Origin of the sequence: Pseudomonas rhizoryzae (assembly GCF_005250615.1) — a bacterium.
GTDB classification, from domain to species: domain Bacteria; phylum Pseudomonadota; class Gammaproteobacteria; order Pseudomonadales; family Pseudomonadaceae; genus Chryseomonas; species Chryseomonas rhizoryzae.
Genome location: NZ_SULM01000019.1, coordinates 1 through 19253, shown reverse-complemented (window position 1 = coordinate 19253; position 19253 = coordinate 1). Strand labels below are relative to the sequence as shown.

Annotated in this window: 7 protein-coding genes and 1 pseudogene; 5 read left to right on the top strand and 3 right to left on the bottom strand. The window is 68.5% G+C overall.

Features of this window, described 5'->3' with window-relative positions; all coding sequences use genetic code 11:
* The 3 genes and pseudogenes from FAZ11_RS22820 to FAZ11_RS22810 form a co-directional block, all read right to left on the bottom strand.
* Positions 1-861, bottom strand: coding sequence for a ParA family protein (locus FAZ11_RS22820; RefSeq protein WP_137279567.1), 861 nt, complete (start codon positions 859-861; stop codon positions 1-3).
* Positions 862-1239: 378 nt separating this feature from the next.
* Positions 1240-1368: pseudogene (locus FAZ11_RS22815) on the bottom strand (transposase); the annotation flags it as partial.
* A 478-nt stretch (positions 1369-1846) separates the two neighbouring features.
* The gene (locus tag FAZ11_RS22810) at positions 1847-2398 is read right to left on the bottom strand and encodes an RNA polymerase factor sigma-70 (protein WP_058773047.1); all 552 of its coding nucleotides are present in this window, start codon (positions 2396-2398) and stop codon (positions 1847-1849) included.
* Between the two features lie 261 nt (positions 2399-2659).
* Here FAZ11_RS22810 and FAZ11_RS22805 point away from each other — a divergent pair, with 261 nt between their 5' ends.
* The 5 genes from FAZ11_RS22805 to FAZ11_RS22785 all read left to right on the top strand — a co-directional run.
* Positions 2660-2875 (top strand): MbtH family protein, encoded by a 216-nt coding sequence (locus FAZ11_RS22805; protein WP_058761231.1) that lies wholly within the window; start codon positions 2660-2662, stop codon positions 2873-2875.
* 3 nt (positions 2876-2878) lie between these two features.
* Positions 2879-3604 carry a thioesterase II family protein gene (locus FAZ11_RS22800; protein ID WP_058773048.1) on the top strand — a complete coding sequence of 242 codons (726 nt, stop codon included), beginning with the start codon at positions 2879-2881 and terminating at the stop codon, positions 3602-3604.
* On the top strand, positions 3601-4587 hold the full coding sequence (locus FAZ11_RS22795; RefSeq protein ID WP_058773049.1) for a TauD/TfdA family dioxygenase: 987 nt from the start codon (positions 3601-3603) through the stop codon (positions 4585-4587). The genes FAZ11_RS22800 and FAZ11_RS22795 overlap by 4 nt, the downstream gene beginning before the upstream one ends.
* Before the next feature lie 47 nt (positions 4588-4634).
* The gene (locus tag FAZ11_RS22790; protein WP_058773050.1) at positions 4635-9848 is read left to right on the top strand and encodes a non-ribosomal peptide synthetase; all 5214 of its coding nucleotides are present in this window, start codon (positions 4635-4637) and stop codon (positions 9846-9848) included.
* The coding region (locus FAZ11_RS22785) for a non-ribosomal peptide synthetase (RefSeq protein WP_137283168.1) at positions 9848-19253 on the top strand (9406 nt) is incomplete at its 3' end. The genes FAZ11_RS22790 and FAZ11_RS22785, both read left to right, overlap by 1 nt.

Sequence of the window (19253 nt, the reverse complement as noted above, 5' to 3'; positions counted from 1 at the left end):
TCACTTGCCCTCTTTCACCAGGGCATGCACAACCGACTCATTCATGGCCGTGAAGCGATCAGCCCACTCAGGGAAGAGTTCGATGGCGAGGTCACGTATGACCTGCAGTGCCGCTGGGGCCTTGCGGTCAGAGGGCTGGCGGTATTCAAGGCGATGAGCTGGGATGCCACGAGTCGCGGACTCTCGGTAGACGACCGCCTTAGGAATGATGGTGCTCGTGACCTGAATGTCGGGATGATCTCTGAAGGTCTGGCGGATCGTCGCATCCAGCTGGCGAGCGTCTGAGGTGAGATCAAGTCCGTTCACGACGGCCTTGATGGGCGGTATCGGCAGCCCAAGGCGAGCGTAGGGCCGAAGCCCCTCCAACATCTGGAGAGTGCCGCGGTTGAATTCACGGGCGGACAGCATTTCAGGGGGGAGGGGGGAGACGGCGAGATCCGAAGCGAGCATCACCATCTCGAGGAGCACGGTACGAGCGCCCTGCGTATCGATCAGCACCAGGTCGAAGTCATCCCGGAAGATGTCCTTGAGATGAGCCAGGCGAAGCCGGCCATCAGGTGCCTGCAGGAGGAGGTTGATCAGGTGATTGTGCGGATCGTTGGAATAGATCAGCGACAGGTTCTGGATATTTGTCTTGGAGACAATGCGATCGAGGCGGGTCTCGTTGCTGGCGATCAGCTCGAAGACGCCGCAGGGGGCGGGCTCGACCAGGTCGTAGTACGAGGAAAGGGAAGGCTGGACGGGGTCCAGATCGATCAGTAGGGTACGGAGCCCGGCATCGGCGCAGAAAGCGCCTAGGTTGGCTACCGACGTGGTTTTTCCGGTACCGCCCTTGCCAGAAATCTTGGATGTAGTTTTCAAATTTGCAGCCTCTAATGGGTTCATTAGAGGCCGCTTGTTTTCACTGAGAGGTGCGTCGCGCCTGGGTGCAGTGGTGGATCAAAAGCAATTGGCTTTTAACCAATTGGTCGTAGGTTCGAATCCCACACGACCCACCATCTTCACCAAAAACCCTCCGCAAGGAGGGTTTTTGCGTTTCTGAGCGCTCAAAACAGCCTCTGTAGCGAATCTATTCCCGCCTTCGAGTGACGTCGAGCTCTAGTCAGGAGCGCCTAGAATCCCGTTATAACTGGCATGGACGCCTAACCCTGCTGCTGCGGGAAAGCGTTCGAGCATCCTGCCCATCCATTCCAGGCCCTTGTTGGCAGTCTAGCTATCTGCCTGTAGTTGATCGACTCAGCGACGCAGTGCCGATTCGACCAGTCCTAACGAACGAGCTGCTTTGATACGGCTATAGCCTTGATCCAGCACCAGGCTTGCCGCCTCGCGCTTGAACTTGGGCGTGAAAGAGCAACGTTGTTTGCTGATTGGATACCTCTGTATGGCGATCATCTTCGCCTAAAAGGTGTTCGGGGTGAGTAGAGCACTACATATTCCTACTTCTGGCACCCGGCCTACCTGGGCATGATCCAGTACAGCGGGAACGTCTGGGTGAATCCAGCCGGTGGGATATGAGCCACATGGCGATGGGGAGTTCATTGAGGTGCTGGAGCTGGCTTTGATGAACATCCACGACGCCATTGAGTGCGGCATTACCTACGGCATCTTGATGGGAAAGCTGCGTCGGTAGGCCATGCAAGGCATCACGCTGGCGCGTCGCGGTACGTCAATTGCCGCTGGGAGGCCAAGATTCGGCAGGTCGTTCAGGACGAGCGCTACTTCGAGCGCGTCGTACCCGGTACCTATCAACTCCCGGCATGACGATCTCTGCACCCCTCGGCCTGGCTGAGGGGTGCAGAGATCGCTTTGGCGAGAGCAGCTTGCTCAATCACCGGTCTTATCACCGTCAATAGCGTCGGGCGAGCTCGCTATCACGCCGCTGTACTTCTGCGCGACAGTGCACCATCGCATCGCGAATCATGAAGTTGACGAGGGTAGGGGATACCCCAAGGTCCCGCGCGATATCTTTTTGGGGGCGGCCTTGCAGGCGGTAGGCCTCGAAGGCGTAGCGCGTTCGCTCCGGCAACTGCGCCAATGCTTGCTGTACCAGCTCGAGTGTCTGCTGCTGAGCATTGATTTCTTCTGGGGTAGCAGAGTGGTTGACCACATCCAGCCCCTCTTCTTCAGGAGCTGCGTAGCGGTGTTCCAGCGTCTGCTTGCGGTAATGGTCGATGGAGAGGTTACGTACGACCTGGAAGAGATAGCTGATCTGCGAACGGATATTGGATAAGGACGAGCGTTTCAAGCGGAAAAACGCGTCCTGCACCACATCCTCCGCATGGCTGCGGCAGCCGGTAATACGGGTGGCCACGTTGAGCAGGGATGGCCGATTGCTCAGATAGATTTCCTGCAGGGACTCGAAGCCCTCTTGGGGAAGAGGATCGGGGCGAACGGACATGGTTTGGCCTCCTGCTGCGATGGGCTGACAAATCTAATGTTAATGAGAATGGTTTACAACCATTTTACAAAGCGGGCCTTGTGCTCGCGCCGGCCACGGGCGGTTTTCTCCTCCGGAGCAGAGGTGTCGGTCACAACCGTGCGTTGGAGGCGCCTATGAACAGTGGCTAATTAATTTCTCTGGTCGCGCGTCTTCCTTTGAGAAGCGGCTTTTACCCCGGTGATCCAGCGGTAGTAGGCCTAATATCCAGAGGAGAACGACATGGCATTTGATCAAGAAGACGCGACCTTCAAGGTTCTGGTGAATCACGAGGAGCAGTACTCGCTGTGGCCCGACTACAAGGCGGTACCCGCCGGTTGGCGCGAGACCGGGACGCGAGGTTCCAAGCAGGAGTGCCTTGACTACGTCGAGCGCACCTGGACCGACATGCGGCCGCTAAGCCTGCGCCAGGCCATGGATGTCCAGGCGGGCAAATGAGTCATGGCTTTGCAACTGTTCTGCCTGCCCCATTCCGGCGCCAGCGCCATGGTATATGCCCGCTGGCGCCGGTTGCTGCCCGCCTGGATCGAGGTGCGGCCGGTGGAGCTGCCGGGGCGCGGTCGACGCTTCGACGAGCCTTTCGCCACCGACCTGCGCCTCCTGGCGCGCCAGTTGGCGGCCGAGATCGCACCGGCTACCGCACGCCCTTATGCCCTGTTCGGCCACAGCCTCGGTGCCCTACTGGCGCTGGAGATGGCCCATGCCCTGAGTGAGCAGGGAGCCCCGGCGCCGCGCGCGCTGTTGGCCTCCGGCACCGAGGCGCCGACCCGGCGTGACGATGCCGAGCTGCGCGGGGCGCTTTCCGACGAGTCGCTGATCGCGCGGCTACGCAGCCTAGGTGGAACGGCCTCGGCAGTGCTCGAGGACGCCGAGCTGATGGCCCTTACCCTGCCGGTGCTGCGCGCTGACTTTCACCTCTGCGGGCATTACCAGCCGCTGGCGCGACCGCCCCTGAGCTGCTCGCTGCATGTCTTCGCCGGGCGCGAGGACGACGCCAGCGAGGTGGTGATGCAGGCCTGGCAGCAGGAAACCCGGGGGGCCTTCAGCCTGGACTGGTTCCAGGGCGATCACTTCTTCATCAACAGCCAGGAGTCCGAGGTGCTCGGAGTGCTCGTGGCCCACCTGCAAGCGGCCGTCGCGACGGCCGGGGAGGCGAAGCCCGCATGAATAGCGAGTTGTTCCGTATCGAGACCTTGCCCGGAGTGCCGGGTGCCCTGCCGCTGCTGGTCGAGGCTCGCGCACCGGGCATCGATCTGCTCGACGTCCAGGCGGCGCTCCGGCCGCTGGTGGACGAGCGCCTGGAGCGCTGCGGCGGACTGCTTTTCCGCGGTTTCAGCGTGGGGGAGGCCGAGCGCTTCCGCAGTTTCGCCGCCGGCTTCGGCCAGCCGCTGCTCAATTACGAGTTCGGCTCGACGCCCCGTAGCAACGTGACGCAGGGGGTGTACACCTCCACCGAGTATCCGGCGCACCAGCACATCCCATTGCACAACGAGCAGGCCTATACCCGTGAATGGCCGTTGCGCATCTGGTTCTACAGCCTGGTGGCCGCCCAGCGCGGCGGCGAAACGCCGATCGCCGACAGTCGCGCGATCCATGCCCGCCTGGGCGCGGCGATCCGTGAGCGCTTCGAGGCGCGCGGTCTGCTCTATACGCGCAATTTCGGCAATGGCCTGGATGTGCCCTGGGAGCAGGTGTTCAACACCTCCGACCGCCAGGCGGTCGAGGCCTATTGCCGACCGCGTGGCATCGATTGCCTGTGGAAGGACGACGGCGAATTGCGCACCCGGCAGCGCTGCCAGGCGACCGCCCGCCATCCGCGGACCGGTGAGGCGGTGTGGTTCAACCAGGCTCACCTGTTTCACGTCTCCAACCTGCCACCCGAGGTACGCGAATCGCTGCTGGAGATCGTCGACGAGGCAGATCTGCCCCGCAACGTCTACTACGGCGACGGTAGCCCCATCGAGGCCGACCTGCTGGACGACGTACGGGGCGTGCTGGAAGAGGAAAAGGTCAGCTTTCCCTGGCAGAGCGGCGATGTGCTGATGCTCGACAACATGCTGGTCGCCCATGCCCGCGCCCCTTTCGAGGGACCGCGCAAGGTCATCGTGGCCATGGCCGAAGGCCATTCCAATCTCAACGAAACCCTTTGAACGCGGCCCCTCGCGGGGCTGTGTTCGCCTGCCTACAGGACGATGCAATGGACGGTCGCTTTGACGACGAACGAGGCCTGGCCGCGGCCTTGGTCGAATGGGCTCGGGTTGCCCCCGAACGGTTGGCCCTGCGCTTTCTCGATGAGCAGGGCGAGACCCCTCTGACCTATCGCGAACTCGATGCCCGGGCGCGTGCCATCGCCTGCCGCCTGCTTGTCGAAGCCGAACCCGGCGCGCGGGCCGTCCTGCTGTATCCCAGCGGACCGGACTACGTCGCGGCCTTCTTCGGCTGTCTCTATGCCGGTGTCATCGCCGTGCCGGCCTATCCACCGGAATCCCTGCGCCCGCAGCATCTGGCCCGGCTGCAAGGTATTCTCACCGACTGCGCGCCGCGCCTGGTGCTGACCCAGGGCAGCCTGCAGGCAACCTTGCAGCAGGCCTGCGGCCAGGGCGCCGAGGCTCCCCTGGTGCTGGCCACCGACGACCTGCCGGTGCCGGCCGACTGGCAGCCGTGCCTGCCGGCGCCCGAGCAGGTCGCCTTCTTGCAGTACACCTCCGGTTCGACCGCCACGCCCAAGGGCGTCGAGGTTACCCATGGCAACCTGGCGGCCAACGAGGCAGCCATTCGCCAGGGGTTAGGCATCGGCAGCGACGACGTCATGGTCAGTTGGCTGCCGCTCTACCATGACATGGGGTTGATCGGCGGTCTGCTGCAGGCCATCTACAGCGGCATTCCCTGCGTGTTGATGTCGCCGCTGCATTTCCTGCAACGACCGCTGCGCTGGCTGCAGGCGGTGGCGCGTTATGGCGGCACCGTCAGCGGCGGCCCCGACTTCGCCTATCGACTGTGCGCCGAACGCCTGCGCGACAGCGCCGTGGCGGAGTTGGATCTGTCGCGCTGGCGGGTGGCATTTTCCGGAGCGGAGCCGATCCGTCCGGATACCCTCGATTTGTTCGCCGAGCGCTTCGCGCCGGCAGGCTTCGATCCGGCAGCCTTCATGGCCTGCTACGGCTTGGCCGAGGCAACCCTCTATGTCAGCGGCGGCACTCCGGGTGGCGGGATCGGACGACGCGGCTTCGATCGCGCCGCCCTGGCCGCCGGGCGCGCTGCGGCGGGTAGCGATCTGCAACTGGCCGCCTGCGGCTACGCCTGCCCCGGCCAGCACCTGCTGCTGGTGGATGCCGACAGCGGCGCACTGACGGAGTCGGGCCAGGTCGGCGAGATCTGGACCAGCGGTCCCAGCGTCGCACGTGGCTACTGGCGCAATCCCGTGGCGACCGCCGAGACGTTCGTCGAGCGCGAAGGGCGGCGCTGGCTGCGCACCGGCGACCTGGGGGTACTGCTGGACGGCGAGCTCTTCGTCACTGGCCGCTTGAAAGACCTGCTGATCCTGCGCGGTCAGAATCTTTATCCGCAAGACATTGAGCTGACCGTGGAAATGGCCGCGCCGGCGTTGCGCAAGGGACGCGTCGCGGCCTTCGCCGTGAGCGATGCCAGCGGCACGCCCGGCATCGGTATCGCCGCCGAGGTGGCGCGCAACCGGCTGCGCGATCTGGACACCGCCGCGCTGGCCGCGACTATCCGCCAGGCCGTGACCGAGGTGCATGGCGAGGCGCCGCAACAGGTGGCGCTGCTGGAGCCGGGCGGCATGCCCAAGACCTCCAGCGGCAAGCTGCAGCGTTCGGCCTGCCGCCGCCTGCTGGAGGCCGGTGAGTTGTCGTTGTTGGCCACGGCGGCGCCGGTCGCGGTCGCGGTCGATACCCTGGACGCGCTGGAAAGTCGCCTGGCGGCGCTCTGGGAAGAGGTGCTGGACGTCCGGCCACAACAGCGCGCGGCGCATTTCTTCGCCCTCGGCGGCAATTCGCTGAAGGCGGTGCAACTGACCAGTCGGGTGCGCGAGCAACTGGGCCTGGAGCTGCCCTTGGCGACGCTGTTCGCGGCGCCGACCCTGGGCGAGCTGGCCCAACACCTGACCGCTGCTGCGGCGGACGCCGAGCCGGCCTTGGTGGCGCTGAGCGAGGCCGAGCACCACCAGCTGTCTCCGGCGCAGAATCGCCTGTGGTTCCTCTGGCGTCTGGAGCCGGACAACGCGGCCTACAATCTGGCCGGGCGCCTGCACCTGCGCGGCAGTCTGGATCACCAGGCCTTGCAGAAGGCGCTGGATGGTCTGGTCGCCCGCCATGCGCCCCTGCGGACCCGGGTGATCGAGCGGGCGGGCCAGCCCGAGGCCGAGGTGCTGCCGGCGGCTCCCGTCGAGATCCGCTACCTGCCGGCCGATCCCGCGGCCCTCGATCAGGCGGCCGACGCCCCCTTCGCCCTGGACACGGGGCCCTTGCTGCGCGTCGCGGTACTGTCCGCGGCCGAGCAGCGGCATACCCTGCAACTTTGTACTCACCACAGCGCCGCGGACGGTTGGTCGCTGAATCTGTTGCTGGAGGAATTCGCCGAGGGTTACCGGGCGGCCCTTCAGAACACCCAACCCGCCTGGCCCCCCTTGGCCATCGCCTATGGCGACTTCGCTCGCTGGCAGCGGGCGCGCCTGGCCGGGGCCGAGGGCGTGCGCCAGCTCCGTTATTGGCAGCAGCGTCTGGCCGGCGTGCCGGAGATGCTGGCGCTGCCGCTGGATCGTCCGCGCACGGGGGCGGCCCAAGGACCGGCCGCCGAGGTGAAGATGACCCTGGACAACGCCCAAACCGAGGCACTGCGGCGCCTGGCCGTCGCCCGCGGGGTGACCTTGCCCATGCTGCTGCTGGCGGCCTTCCAGCAGGTCCTGAGTCGCTATGGCCGCCAGCGCGATGTCTGTATCGGGGTAACCACGGCCGGGCGTAATCGCCGCGAACTGGAGCCGTTGGTGGGGTTCTTCGTCAATCTGTTGCCGTTGCGCCTGGACCTGGCCGAGGACGCCACGGTCGCCACCCTGCTGGCCCAGGTCCGCGACGAGCTGCTGGCGGCCCAGGCGCACGGCGAGTTGCCGTTCGAACAGATCGTCGAGGCGCTGCGTCCGCAACGCCTCGCGGGAATCCATCCGTTGTTCCAGGTGGTCTACGACCACCAGTGGCGGCCCGCCACGGAGCTCGCCGCCTGGCCGGGGCTGGAGGTGGAAGCCTTTGCGCTGGTCCAGCGGCAGACACCGTTCGATCTGTCGCTGCACACCCTGGAGTGCGGAACCGCGCTGTCGGCGCGTCTGGTCTATCGTTGCGACCTGTTCGAGCGTGAGACCCTCGAGGCCTTTGCCGAGCGGTGGCTGGGCCTGCTCGAACAACTGGCGGTGCCCCAGGCTACACCGGTCGCGCACCTGGCCTGGCAGAGTCCAGCGCAGGCGCGAGCGCAGGTGCTGGCCTGGAACCAGCGGCCGTGTCAGACCCCGCCCGGAGTGCGCTGGGCCGTTGCGGACCTGGCCGGCCTGATCGAGGCGCAGGCCGCACGCCAGCCGCAGGCCAGCGCCGTGACCTGGGGTACGGCGCGGCTCAGCTATGCCGATCTCAATGCCCGGGCCAATGCCCTGGCCCATGAGCTGCAACGCCGCGGCGTCGGGGCCGAGGTACTGGTCGGGCTGGCAGTGGAACGTTCCCTGGAGCTGGTGGTGGGCTTGCTGGCCATCCTCAAGGCCGGCGGCGCCTACTTGCCGCTCGATCCGAGCTATCCGGCCCAGCGCCTGGCCTTCATGTGCGACGACAGTGGCGCGCGTCTGTTGCTGACCAGTCGCGGCTTGCTGGATGACCAGCCCTGGGCGCAGGACCGGGAAACCCTGTACCTGGACGACTGGGCCGAGCATCGGACCGCAATCAATCCGCCGCGCCAGGTGCGCCCTGAGCACCTGGCCTACGTCATCTATACCTCGGGTTCCACCGGTACGCCCAAGGGTGTCCAGGTGACCCAGGGCAACGTGCTGCGGCTGTTCGAGAGCGCCTCGGCGGAATTCCGTTTCGACGCCCAGGATGTCTGGACGCTGTTCCATGCCTATGCCTTCGACTTCTCGGTCTGGGAAGTCTTCGGCGCCCTGCTGCACGGCGGTCGTCTGGTGGTGGTGCCCTGGCTGACCAGCCGCTCGCCCGAGTCCCTGCAGGCATTGCTGCAGGAGGAGGGCGTCACGGTGCTGAACCAGACGCCCTCGGCGTTCCGTGGCCTGATCCCGGTGGCAGTGGCCGATCCGCGGCCGTCGCCGCTGCGCTATGTGATCTTCGGTGGCGAAGCCCTGGAGCCGGCCCTGCTGCGGCCCTGGTTCGAGCGCTTCGGTGCCGAGCGGCCGCGCCTGGTGAACATGTACGGCATTACCGAGACCACCGTCCACGTGACCGCGCGCACCTTGGCGGTGGCCGACCTGGACGGTCCCAGCCTGATCGGCACGCCCCTGGCGGACCTCGACTGGTATCTGCTCGACGCGCGCGGCGAGCCGGTCCCACCGGGGATGGTGGGCGAGTTGCACATCGGCGGAGCCGGCCTGGCCCGCGGCTACCTTGGCCGCCCGGGGCTGACCGCGGAGCGCTTCGTCGCCCATCCCTGGGTCGCGGGCGCACGCCTGTATCGCACCGGTGACCTGGCGCGCTGGTCACCGGAAACCGGCATGCAGTACCTCGGGCGCGCCGATCGCCAGGTCCAGCTACGCGGGTTCCGCATCGAGCTGGGCGAGGTGGAGGCACAGTTGCGGGCCGTCCCCGGGGTGGCCGACGCCCTGGTGCGGCTGCGCCGCGATGCCAGTGGCGCCGAGGTGCTGGTCGGTTATGCGCTGGCCGCCTCCGGAGCGGCGCTGGACGAGTCCGGATTGCGGGAATGCCTGCGTCAGGCGCTGCCGGCTCAGGCCGTGCCCGCGCGGCTGTTCGTCCTGCCGCAATGGCCGTTGACCGTCAATGGCAAGCTCGACGAGGCGGGGTTGCCCGAACCCCAGCACGACAGCCAGGAGCGCCAGCACCAGCCGCCCCAGGGTGCCACCGAGACGGCCCTGGCAGAACTCTGGGCCGAGGCCCTGGGGCGCGCGCGGGTGAGTCGCACGGCCAATTTCTTCGAGCTGGGCGGGCATTCGCTGCTGGCGGTCCAGTTGCTGGCCCGGATCAACCAGCGTTTCGGTGTCGAGTTGCCGTTGCGCGAGCTGTTCGCCGCCAGCGACCTGGCGGCGCTGGCCCGGCGCGTGGAGCTGGCGCAACGGCACGCTCCGAGCGCCGCCGTCGACCAAGAAGTCGCCGCCGCCCTGGCCGCCCTCGAGGGGTTGTCCGAAGCCGAACTACTGGCGCTCGCCGAGCGCGCGGATCAAGAGAATCTGTAATGAATGACCTCACGTTGTCCCTGCAGCAGCTCACCCCCGCCCAGCGCCGGGCGTTGACTGCGGTCCTGGCCAAGAAGGGCATCGACATCGCCGAGCGCCTGCCCATCCCCCCCGCCGACCGCGGCCGGCCGCTGCCCTTGACCGGGCTGCAGCAACGCCTGTGGTTCCTCTGGCGTCTGGATCCGGACAGCCCGGCCTACAACATCGCCGGTGCCTTGGAGCTGGACGGTGAGCTGGACCCGACGCGCCTGCAAGAGGCTCTGCGAGCCTTGGTGCAGCGCCACGAAAGTCTGCGCACCCGGTTCTACGAGGATGCCCAGGGCACCTGGCAACGCATCGATGACAGCTGCGAGCTGGTGCTGGAGCGACTGGATCTGACGGCGGCCCCGGAAGACGCCGCGGCGCAGCGCGAAGCCTTCGCCCTGCGGCCCTTCGACCTGGAGCGCGGTCCGCTGTTGCGGGTGCAACTGCTGCACCTGGCCGCAGGACGCCAGCAACTACTGGTGAGCCTGCACCACGTGGTGGCCGATGGCGTCTCGGTGGAGATTTTCCTGCGCGAGTTGGCGGCACTCTATGCCGAGCCGCAGGCCGTGCTGCCCGCGCTACCGTTGCAATTCGCCGATTATGCCCATTGGCAACAGGAACGCCTGGCCGCCGGCGACGCCGAGCGCCAGCGCCAGTGGTGGCGTGATTATCTCGGCGCGGAGACGCCGGTCTTGCAATTGCCGCTCGACCACCCGCGGCCCGCGCAGCTGGATACCCGGGGCGCCCGCTTGCGCCTGCGCCTGGAGGCGTCGGTAGTGGCCGCGCTGCGTCAGCGCGCACAGGCTCAGGGCCTCACCCTGCCGTACCTGCTGCTGGGTGGCTTCATGCTGCTGCTGCAGCGCCATGCCGGGCAGCGCGACGTGCGCCTCGGCATGCCGGTCGCCGGGCGTGCCCGGGCCGAAACCAGCGGGCTGATCGGCTGCTTCGTCAATACCTTGGTGCTGCGTGCGCCGCGCGACCCGGGCTTGAGCCTGGGGACCTTCCTGGCGACGGTGCAGCGCGAGGCACTGGAAGCCCAGACCCAGGGTGAGCTGCCCCTGGAGCGGCTGTGCGAGACCTCCTCGGCCGAACGTGGCGCCACCGGCAACGGGCCTTTCCAGGTGCTGTTCAACCATCAGCGGCGCGAGGCCTGGCAGACGCTGGCGATGGCTGGGCTGAACGCCCGGTTGCTAGACGATGCGCCGCCGGTGGCCAAGTTCGACCTGGCCCTGGATGCCCTGGAGCAGGCCGATGGTCGGCTGGATTGCGAATTCACCTATGCCGCGGCGCTATTCGAGGACGCGACCGTCGCCCGCCTGCTGGCGGACTATCAGGCGCTACTGGGCGCCTTGCTGGAGACATCCTGGGAGCGCTCGGTCGCCGACTTCGGCTGGCTGGCGCTGCCCGAGCTGCATGGCGATGCCGCGGGGCGCTGGTCGCGCAGTGGCATCGTCGGCCGTATCGTCGCCCAGGCGCAGCGGCAACCCGAGCGCGCGGCGCTGCTGACCGAGCAGGGTCAGCTCGGCTATGCCGAGCTGCACCAGCGCAGCGAGCGTCTGGCTGCCGCCTTGTGGTGGCGCGGGCTGCGGGCCGAAGCGCGGGTGGCGGTGGCGCTACCGCGCGGTCTCGAATTGCCGACGGCCCTACTGGCCGTGCTCAAGGCCGGCGGCGCCTATGTGCCGCTGGACATCGACTATCCACGGGAGCGGCTGGCCTATCTGCTGCAGGACTGCGGCGCGCACTGGGTGCTGACTAGCCGCGCGGTGGCGGGCCGCCTGCCGTTGCCGCCGGGTGTGCAGTGTCTGGCTGTGGAGGAATTGCTGGCGGAGGAGGGGGCGGCTCCGCCGGCCTGGCCGGACCTCCATCCCGGCCAACTGGCCTACGTCATCTATACCTCCGGTTCCACCGGCCAGCCCAAGGGCGTGGCCGTGGCCCACGGCGAACTGGACATGCATTGCCAGGCCATCGGTGAGCGCTACGCCCTGAGCCCGGCGGATCGCGAATTGCTGTTCATGTCGTTCGCCTTCGATGGCGTCCAGGAACGCTGGCTGGCGACCTTGGCCCATGGCGGCAGCCTGGTGCTGCGCGGCGACGAGCTCTGGACGCCGGAACAGACCCAGGCGGCGCTGCAGCGCTTCGGCGTGACGGTGGCGGCCTTTCCGCCAGCCTACCTGCAGCAACTGGCCGAACACGCCGAGCGGGTCGGTTGGGCGGTGCCGGTACGCATCTACTGCTTCGGTGGCGACGCCGTGCCCGAGGCCAGCTACCGGCAGGCCTGGCAGGCCCTGCGCCCGCAACACCTGATCAACGGCTACGGACCCACCGAGACGGTCATCACCCCCCTGCTGTGGAAGGCGCAACCGGACCAGCCGTGTGGCGCCGCCTACGCGCCCATCGGCAGCGCCGTGGGCGAGCGGCGACTCTATATCCTGGACGCCGACCTGCAGCCGGTCCCGTTCGGCGTTGCCGGCGAGTTGCATATCGGCGGTCCGGGCCTGGCGCGCGGCTACCTGAAGCGCCCGGGGCTCACCGCGGAGCGTTTCATCGCCGATCCCTTCCTGGCCGGCGGGCGGATGTATCGCACCGGTGACCGGGTGCGGCAGCGGGCGGATGGCGCCCTTGATTATCTCGGCCGCCTCGACGGCCAGTTGAAGATCCGTGGCTTCCGCATCGAATCCGGTGAGGTGGAGGCGCAGTTGCGCCAGCTACCGGGCGTACGCGAAGCGGTGGTGGACGCGGTGGAAGGCGCTCAGGGTCGTTACCTCGCCGCCTACGTGACCGCCCAGGCGGGAGCGACCTTGGACGGCCGTACCCTCCGCGAGGCCTTGCGCCTGCAACTGCCCGATCATCAGGTCCCCAGCCAGATCCTGGTGCTCGACGCCCTGCCGCTGTCGCCCAATGGCAAGGTGGATCGACGTCTGCTGCCGGCGCCGGTATCCACTACGGCACCGCGCGAGGCGCCACGAGGCGAGTTGGAGATCCGGGTGGCGGCGCTCTGGCAGGAGCTGCTGGAGCTCCCCGCCCTGGAGCGCACGGACGACTTCTTCGACCTGGGCGGGCATTCCCTGCTGGCTACTCGACTGGTCGCGCGACTCAAGTTCGAACTGGGGCTGGAGTGCCCGTTGCGCTGGGTCTTCGAGACGCCGGTGTTCGCCGACTTCGTGCAGCGCCTGGCGAAACCGCCCGTGGCGACCGCCGTACCGCCGTTGCGGCGCTTGGACGACGATCGGGTGCCGGTGGCCTCACCGGCGCAAAGCCGCCTGTGGTTCCTCTGGCGCCTCGACCCCGTGAGCGCGGCCTACAACATCCCGGCCGCCCTGCGCCTGCAGGGGCCGCTGGTGTTGGCTGCCCTGGAGCGGACCTTCAGCGCCCTGGTGGCACGCCACGAGAGCCTGCGCACCCTGTTCGACGAGAGCGACGGCCAGGTCCGGCCGCGGCTGCAGCCGGCCGGCGACCAGGTCATTGCGGTGCAGGACTTGCGCGCGCTGGAACCGGCCGCCCGGGAGTGGGAAGTCGCCCGCCTGGCCCGCGAAGAGGCTCTGCACCCCTTCGATCTGGAGCGGGGACCGCTGCTGCGCCTGCAGCTGCTGCGGCTGGACGAGGAGGAGCATGTGCTGCTGCTGACCCTGCACCACATCGCCGCCGATGGCTGGTCCCTAGCGATCCTCATCGAGGAGTTCGCCACCGCCTACAGCGCCTATGCCGGCGGTGAGAAACCCGACTTCGCGCCGCTGCCGGTGCGCTACGCCGACTTCGCCCACTGGCAGCAGGCGCTGCTGGCCGGCGCTGAGGGGCAGCGGCAACTCGACTACTGGACCGGCCGCCTGGGCGAGGTGCGGCACGAACCCCTGCGCCTGCCCACCGATCGGCCCCGGCCCGCGGTGCAAAGTCTGCAGGGCGCGAGCCTGCCTTTCACCCTGGATGCCCAGGAGGGGGCGGCATTGCGCCAGCTGGCCCGGACCCACGACACCACCCTGTTCACCGTCCTGCTGGCTGCCTTCCAGGTGGTGCTGGCGCGCTACAGCGGCCAGTCCGAGATCAGCGTGGCGGTACCCGTGGCCAACCGTACCCGGCAGGAGCTCGAGCGGGTGGTGGGCTTCTTCGTCAACACTCAGGTATTGCGCTGTCCGGTGCGCGTCGAGGCGGGCTTCGACCGGCTGTTGGAGTACGCCCGTCAGGCGGTGCAGGAGGCCCAGGCCAACCAGGACCTGCCGTTCGAGCAACTGGTGGAGGCGCTGCAACCCGAGCGTAGCCTGGCCCACAATCCGCTGGTGCAGGTGAAGTTCAACTTCGGCTTCGATCTGTCCGCGTTGCCCAGTCCGGCCGGGCTGCGGCTGTCGCTGGTCGACGAGGCCCAGTACGGCGCCCGCTTCGACCTGGCGCTGGACCTGGCCGAAGCGGCTGGGGGCGAGGGCCTTAAGGGTGCCTTCACCTATGCCACCGATCTGTTCGACGAGGCCAACATCCAGGCGCTGGCCGCGCATTTCCGCGGCTGGCTGCGGGCGCTAGCCGCCGCCCCGACGCGGCCGCTGCGCGAACTGGCGGTACCCGGCGCCGTGGCGCGACTGACCGGCGAGAATCTGGCCTTGGCCGGCGGTAGTTGGCTGCAGGCCTTTGCCCACTGGTGCCACCGGACTCCCGGGGCCGTCGCGCTGCGCGATGCCTGTGGTGCGCTGAGCTATGCCGAGCTGGACCTGGCCGCCGCCCGTCTGGCGCAGCGCCTGGTCGCCGCCGGTGTGGCGCGTGGCCAGCGGGTCGGCGTCTGCCTACCGCGTGGCCGCGATTGGATCATCGCGTTGCTGGCCGTACACCGGGCCGGCGCCGTCTGCGTCGCGCTGGACCCGCGCCAACCCGTGGCCCGGTTGCACGAGCTGCTCGACGAGAGCGGGGCGGTCAAGGTGCTGGTGGCCGATGGGGAGCAGGGAAGACCCTTCGCGGAGCGGGCGCTGAGCGTCACCGCTCCGGCCAAGGACGCCGCGCCCTGGGCAGCGTTGGTCACGCCCGCGGCCGACGAGCCGGCCTATGTGGTCTTCACCTCCGGCTCCACCGGCCGGCCCAAGGGGGTGCTGGTCAGCCATGGTGCCCTGCTGAACTACACCCAGGCCTTGGCTCGACGCCTGGAGCCCCAGGCGGGGGAATGCCAGGCGATGCTGTCGTCGGTGGCGGCGGACCTGGGCTACACCACGGTATTCGGCGCCCTGACCAGTGGCGGCTGCCTGTTCCTGCCCGACGACGAGACGGTCGCCGACGCCGAGCGCCTGGCCCAGGCGTTGGCACAGGCCCAGGTCGCGGTGCTCAAGATCGTCCCCGGTCATCTGGGTGGTCTGCTCGCCGCGGCGCCCGAGCCACGTGCCCTGTTGCCGCGGCGTCTGCTGGTACTGGGGGGCGAGGCCTGCACGGCGGACCTGCTCGATCAGCTCCGCGCGCTGGCGCCCGGGTTACGCATCGTCAATCACTATGGTCCGACCGAGGCCACCGTCGGGGTCCTGACCCACGAATGGCCAAGGGATGCCCGTGCGCCTGCCCGTTTGCCCGTGGGGCGGCCCCTGGCCAATACCCGGGTCTGCCTGCTCGATGCGCACCTGGCTCCGGTGCCCCCGGGCATGGTTGGCGAGCTCTATATCGGCGGCGCTGGCCTGGCCGTCGGCTACCTGGGCCAGCCGGGACTCACCGCGGAGCGCTTCGTCGCCGACCCGGACGGGAGCGGCGAGCGCCTCTACCGCACCGGTGACCGGGCTCGGCTGAATGCCAGTGGCGCCATCGAATTCCTCGGGCGGGTCGATGACCAGGTCAAGATCCGTGGCTACCGCGTCGAACCCGCCGAGCTGACGCGGGTCCTGGCCAGCCTGCCGGGGATCGCCGACGCCTGGGCCCTGGCCGAGCGGCCGGAGGACCAGCCGGCACGCCTGCTGGCCTATTGCGTCGCGCCCGGGCAGCGCGTCGAGGCCCTGCGGCAGGCCTTGGCCGAACGCCTGCCGGCGCAGTTGCTGCCCGCCCAGCTGAGCCTGGTCGAACGCATTCCGCGCACGGCCAACGGCAAGGTCGATCGCCAGGCCCTGGTGGCCGCCACCACGGCCGAGGTCCGGGCACCGGAAACGGTCCTGTCGCCCCTCGAACGGCAACTGGCCGACGTCTGGCAGCAGGTGCTCAAGCGCGAAAGCCTAGGGCCGGACGACAATTTCTTCGAGCTGGGCGGCGATTCCATCCTCAGCCTGCAGATCGTCGCGCGTCTGCGCAAGCTGGGCCACGCGCTCACGCCGCGGCAGTTGTTCGAGAGCCAGACCGTGCGCCAGCTCGCCCGTCGCCTGGACGCCGGTACGCCGCCAGTGGCCGTCCCGAATGCCCTGGAAGGACAACTCGCGGCGATCTGGCAGCAGGTGCTCAAGCGCGAACAGGTGGGCTTGGACGATAACTTCTTCGAGCTGGGTGGCGATTCCATCCTCAGCCTACAGATCGTCGCGCGGGTACGTCAGCTGGGCTACCCACTCACCCCACGGCAGTTATTCGAGCGGCAGACGTTGCGCCAACTGGCCCAGGCGCTGGCGGGAACCCAGACCGCGCCGACGCGACCGCAAGGCAAGAGCGCCAGCACCATCGCCCCCACGCCGATCCAGGCGCGCTTCTTCGCCGAGGTGCCGGCGCCGCTGCGCCAGCGTTGGAATCAGAGCATCCTGCTGATCCCCCGTGAGCCCCTGCAGCGGTCGGCGTTGCTGGCCGCGCTGCGCCAGGTGCTGGCGCGCCACCCGGTGCTCAATCTGGTGTTTGCCGAGACCGCGCCTTGGCTGGCCCGCGCCGGCCAGCCCCAGGCCGTGGAAGAGTTGCTGTGGATCCGCGAGGCGGCGGATACCGAGGCCTTCACCGCTCTGCTCGACGAGGCCCAGGGCAGCCTGAACATCCACGCCGGACCGCTGTTGCGTCTGCTGCACCTGCGCCTGGCGGACGGCAGTGAGCGCCTGCTGCTGGTCATCCACCATCTGGTGGTGGATGCCGTGTCCTGGCGCGTGCTGCTGGAGGAATTGCAACAGGCCTATCGGCAGGCACTCACGCCAGCGGGTTCCGGCCATGAGGAGGGCACCGAGGGCAGCAGCTTCGCCGAATGGTCGGCCCAGCTCCAGCGCCTGGCCGGCAGCCCCGAACTGCTCGCTGAACTGCCTTATTGGCAGGCCTGCCTGCAGCATGCCCCTTGCCTGCCCTTAGGCGATCCGCAGGCCCCGGCGACCTGGGCCGAGGTCGCCGAGGCCCGCTTCGCCCTGGATGCCACCACCACCCGGCGCCTGCTGGAGGAGGCCGGTCAGGCCTATCGCACCCGCATCAACGACCTGCTGCTGACCGCCCTGGGCCGCGCCCTGGGGGCCTGGAGCGGGCAAGCCGAGGCGTTGGTCCAGCTGGAGGGCCACGGCCGCGAGCAACCCAGCGCCGACAGCGAGCTGGTGCTCGACCGTACCCTGGGCTGGTTCACCAGTCTCTACCCGGTGCGCCTGCCGGGCCACGGCGAGCGCCTGGCCAACCTCAAGGCAGTCAAGGAACGCCTGCGGCAGGTGCCCCGTGGCGGGATCGGCTACGGGGTGCTGCGCTACCTGAGCGAGCAGGGCGCCGCGCTGGCCGCCTTGCCGCAGCCGTCGCTCACCTTCAACTACCTGGGGCAGCTCGACCAGGCCTTCAGTCGCGAGGCGCTGTTCAGCCTGGCGCCCGAGTCGCCCGGGCGTACCGTCGAATTGGCGGCCCCCCTGGGCAATCGCCTGACGCTCACCGGACAGGTCCTCGGCGGTCGTCTCGGCTTCACCCTGAGCTACAGTGCGGCGCAATACGCGAGCAGCGACATGGCTGCGCTGCTGCAGCTGTTCCAGGCGGAGCTGGAGGCGCTGGTCGCCCTGTGCCTGGACACCCCGCGTGGCCTGACGCCCAGCGACGTGCCCCTGGCCGGTCTCGACCAGCAACAGCTCGATCACCTGCCGCTGTCGTTGGCGGACGTCGTGGATCTCTATCCGCTGTCGCCGCTGCAACAGGGCCTGCTGTTCCATGCCCTGGACCGGCCGGGCGATGGGCTCTACGTCAACCAGTTGGCGGTGACCCTGGAGGGCCTGGACGCCGAGCCGTTCGTGCGCGCCTGGCGTGCCGTCCAGCAGCGCCATGCCATCCTGCGCAGCGGCTTCCTGGCGCCAGGTGGCGTGGCGGTTTTGCGCGAACCCTTGCAGTGGGTCGCCCGCGCGCCGGCCTTGCCGGTGACGCTGCTCGACTGGCGTGAGCATGACGTCGACGAGTCCGCGCTGGAGCAGCTCGCCCGGACCCAGCGCGCCGAGCCCTTCGACCTGTTCCAGCCGCCGCTGCAGCGCCTGGCGCTGGTGCGGCTGGACGAGCAGCGTTATCGCCTGATCTGGACCTGCCACCATCTGCTGCTGGACGGCTGGAGCAGCAGCCGGTTGCTGGGCGAGGTGCTGGCGCATTACGACGGCCGGACGCCCGCGGTACCCGCCGGGCAGTTCCGCGACTACATCGCCTGGCTCCAGGCCCAGGACGCCGGGGCCGGCACGGCCTTCTGGCAGGCCCGGCTCGCCGATCTGGACGGTGCCACCCGCCTGGCCGATGCCCTGCCGGCGCCCCTGGCAGAGCGCGTTGACGAGCCGGCCGAGCCGTTGAACAGGATGTTGGAATTGACCACTACCCAGCGCCTGCAAGCCTTCGCCCAGGCTCGGCGGGTCACCCTCAACACCCTGTTGCAGGCCGCCTGGATCCTATTGCTGCAACGCCATACCGGACAGGCCCAGGTGTGCTTCGGCGCGACCGTGGCGGGGCGCCCGGCGACTCTGCCGGCCGCCGAGGAGCTGCTGGGACTGTTCATCAACACCCTGCCCATCGTCCAGCGGCCGGCCGCCACCGCCACCCTGGGCGAGTGGCTGCCGCAACTGCAGGCCTACAACCTGGAGATTCGCGAGCACGAGCAGGTGCCGCTGCACGAGATCCAGCGCCTGGCGGGCCAGGCCGGGCAGGGGCTGTTTGACACCCTGCTGGTGTTCGAGAACTTTCCCCTGGAGGCGTCGCTGGCTAGTCCCCCTCCGCGGCTGCGCATCGGCACGCCGAGCCATGTCGATGGCGTGCACTATCCCCTGGCGCTGATCGCCAGCGCCGGCGAGCGGCTGCAACTGAGATACAGCTATCGCGCCGAGCGTTTCTCCCGCGCCACGGTGCAACGCCTGGCGACCGCCTTCGAGGCGCTGTTGATCCAGTTGCCTGAGCTGGTCGACCAGCCGCTGGGCGAGTTGTGCCTGCTGGATGCCACCGAGTGCCAGGCCCAGGTCGCGGCGCGCAACCAGACCGCCGTAGCCTATCCGCGCACGCCGCTGCTGCCGACGCTGCTGGCCGAGCAGGCGCGGCGCACTCCCG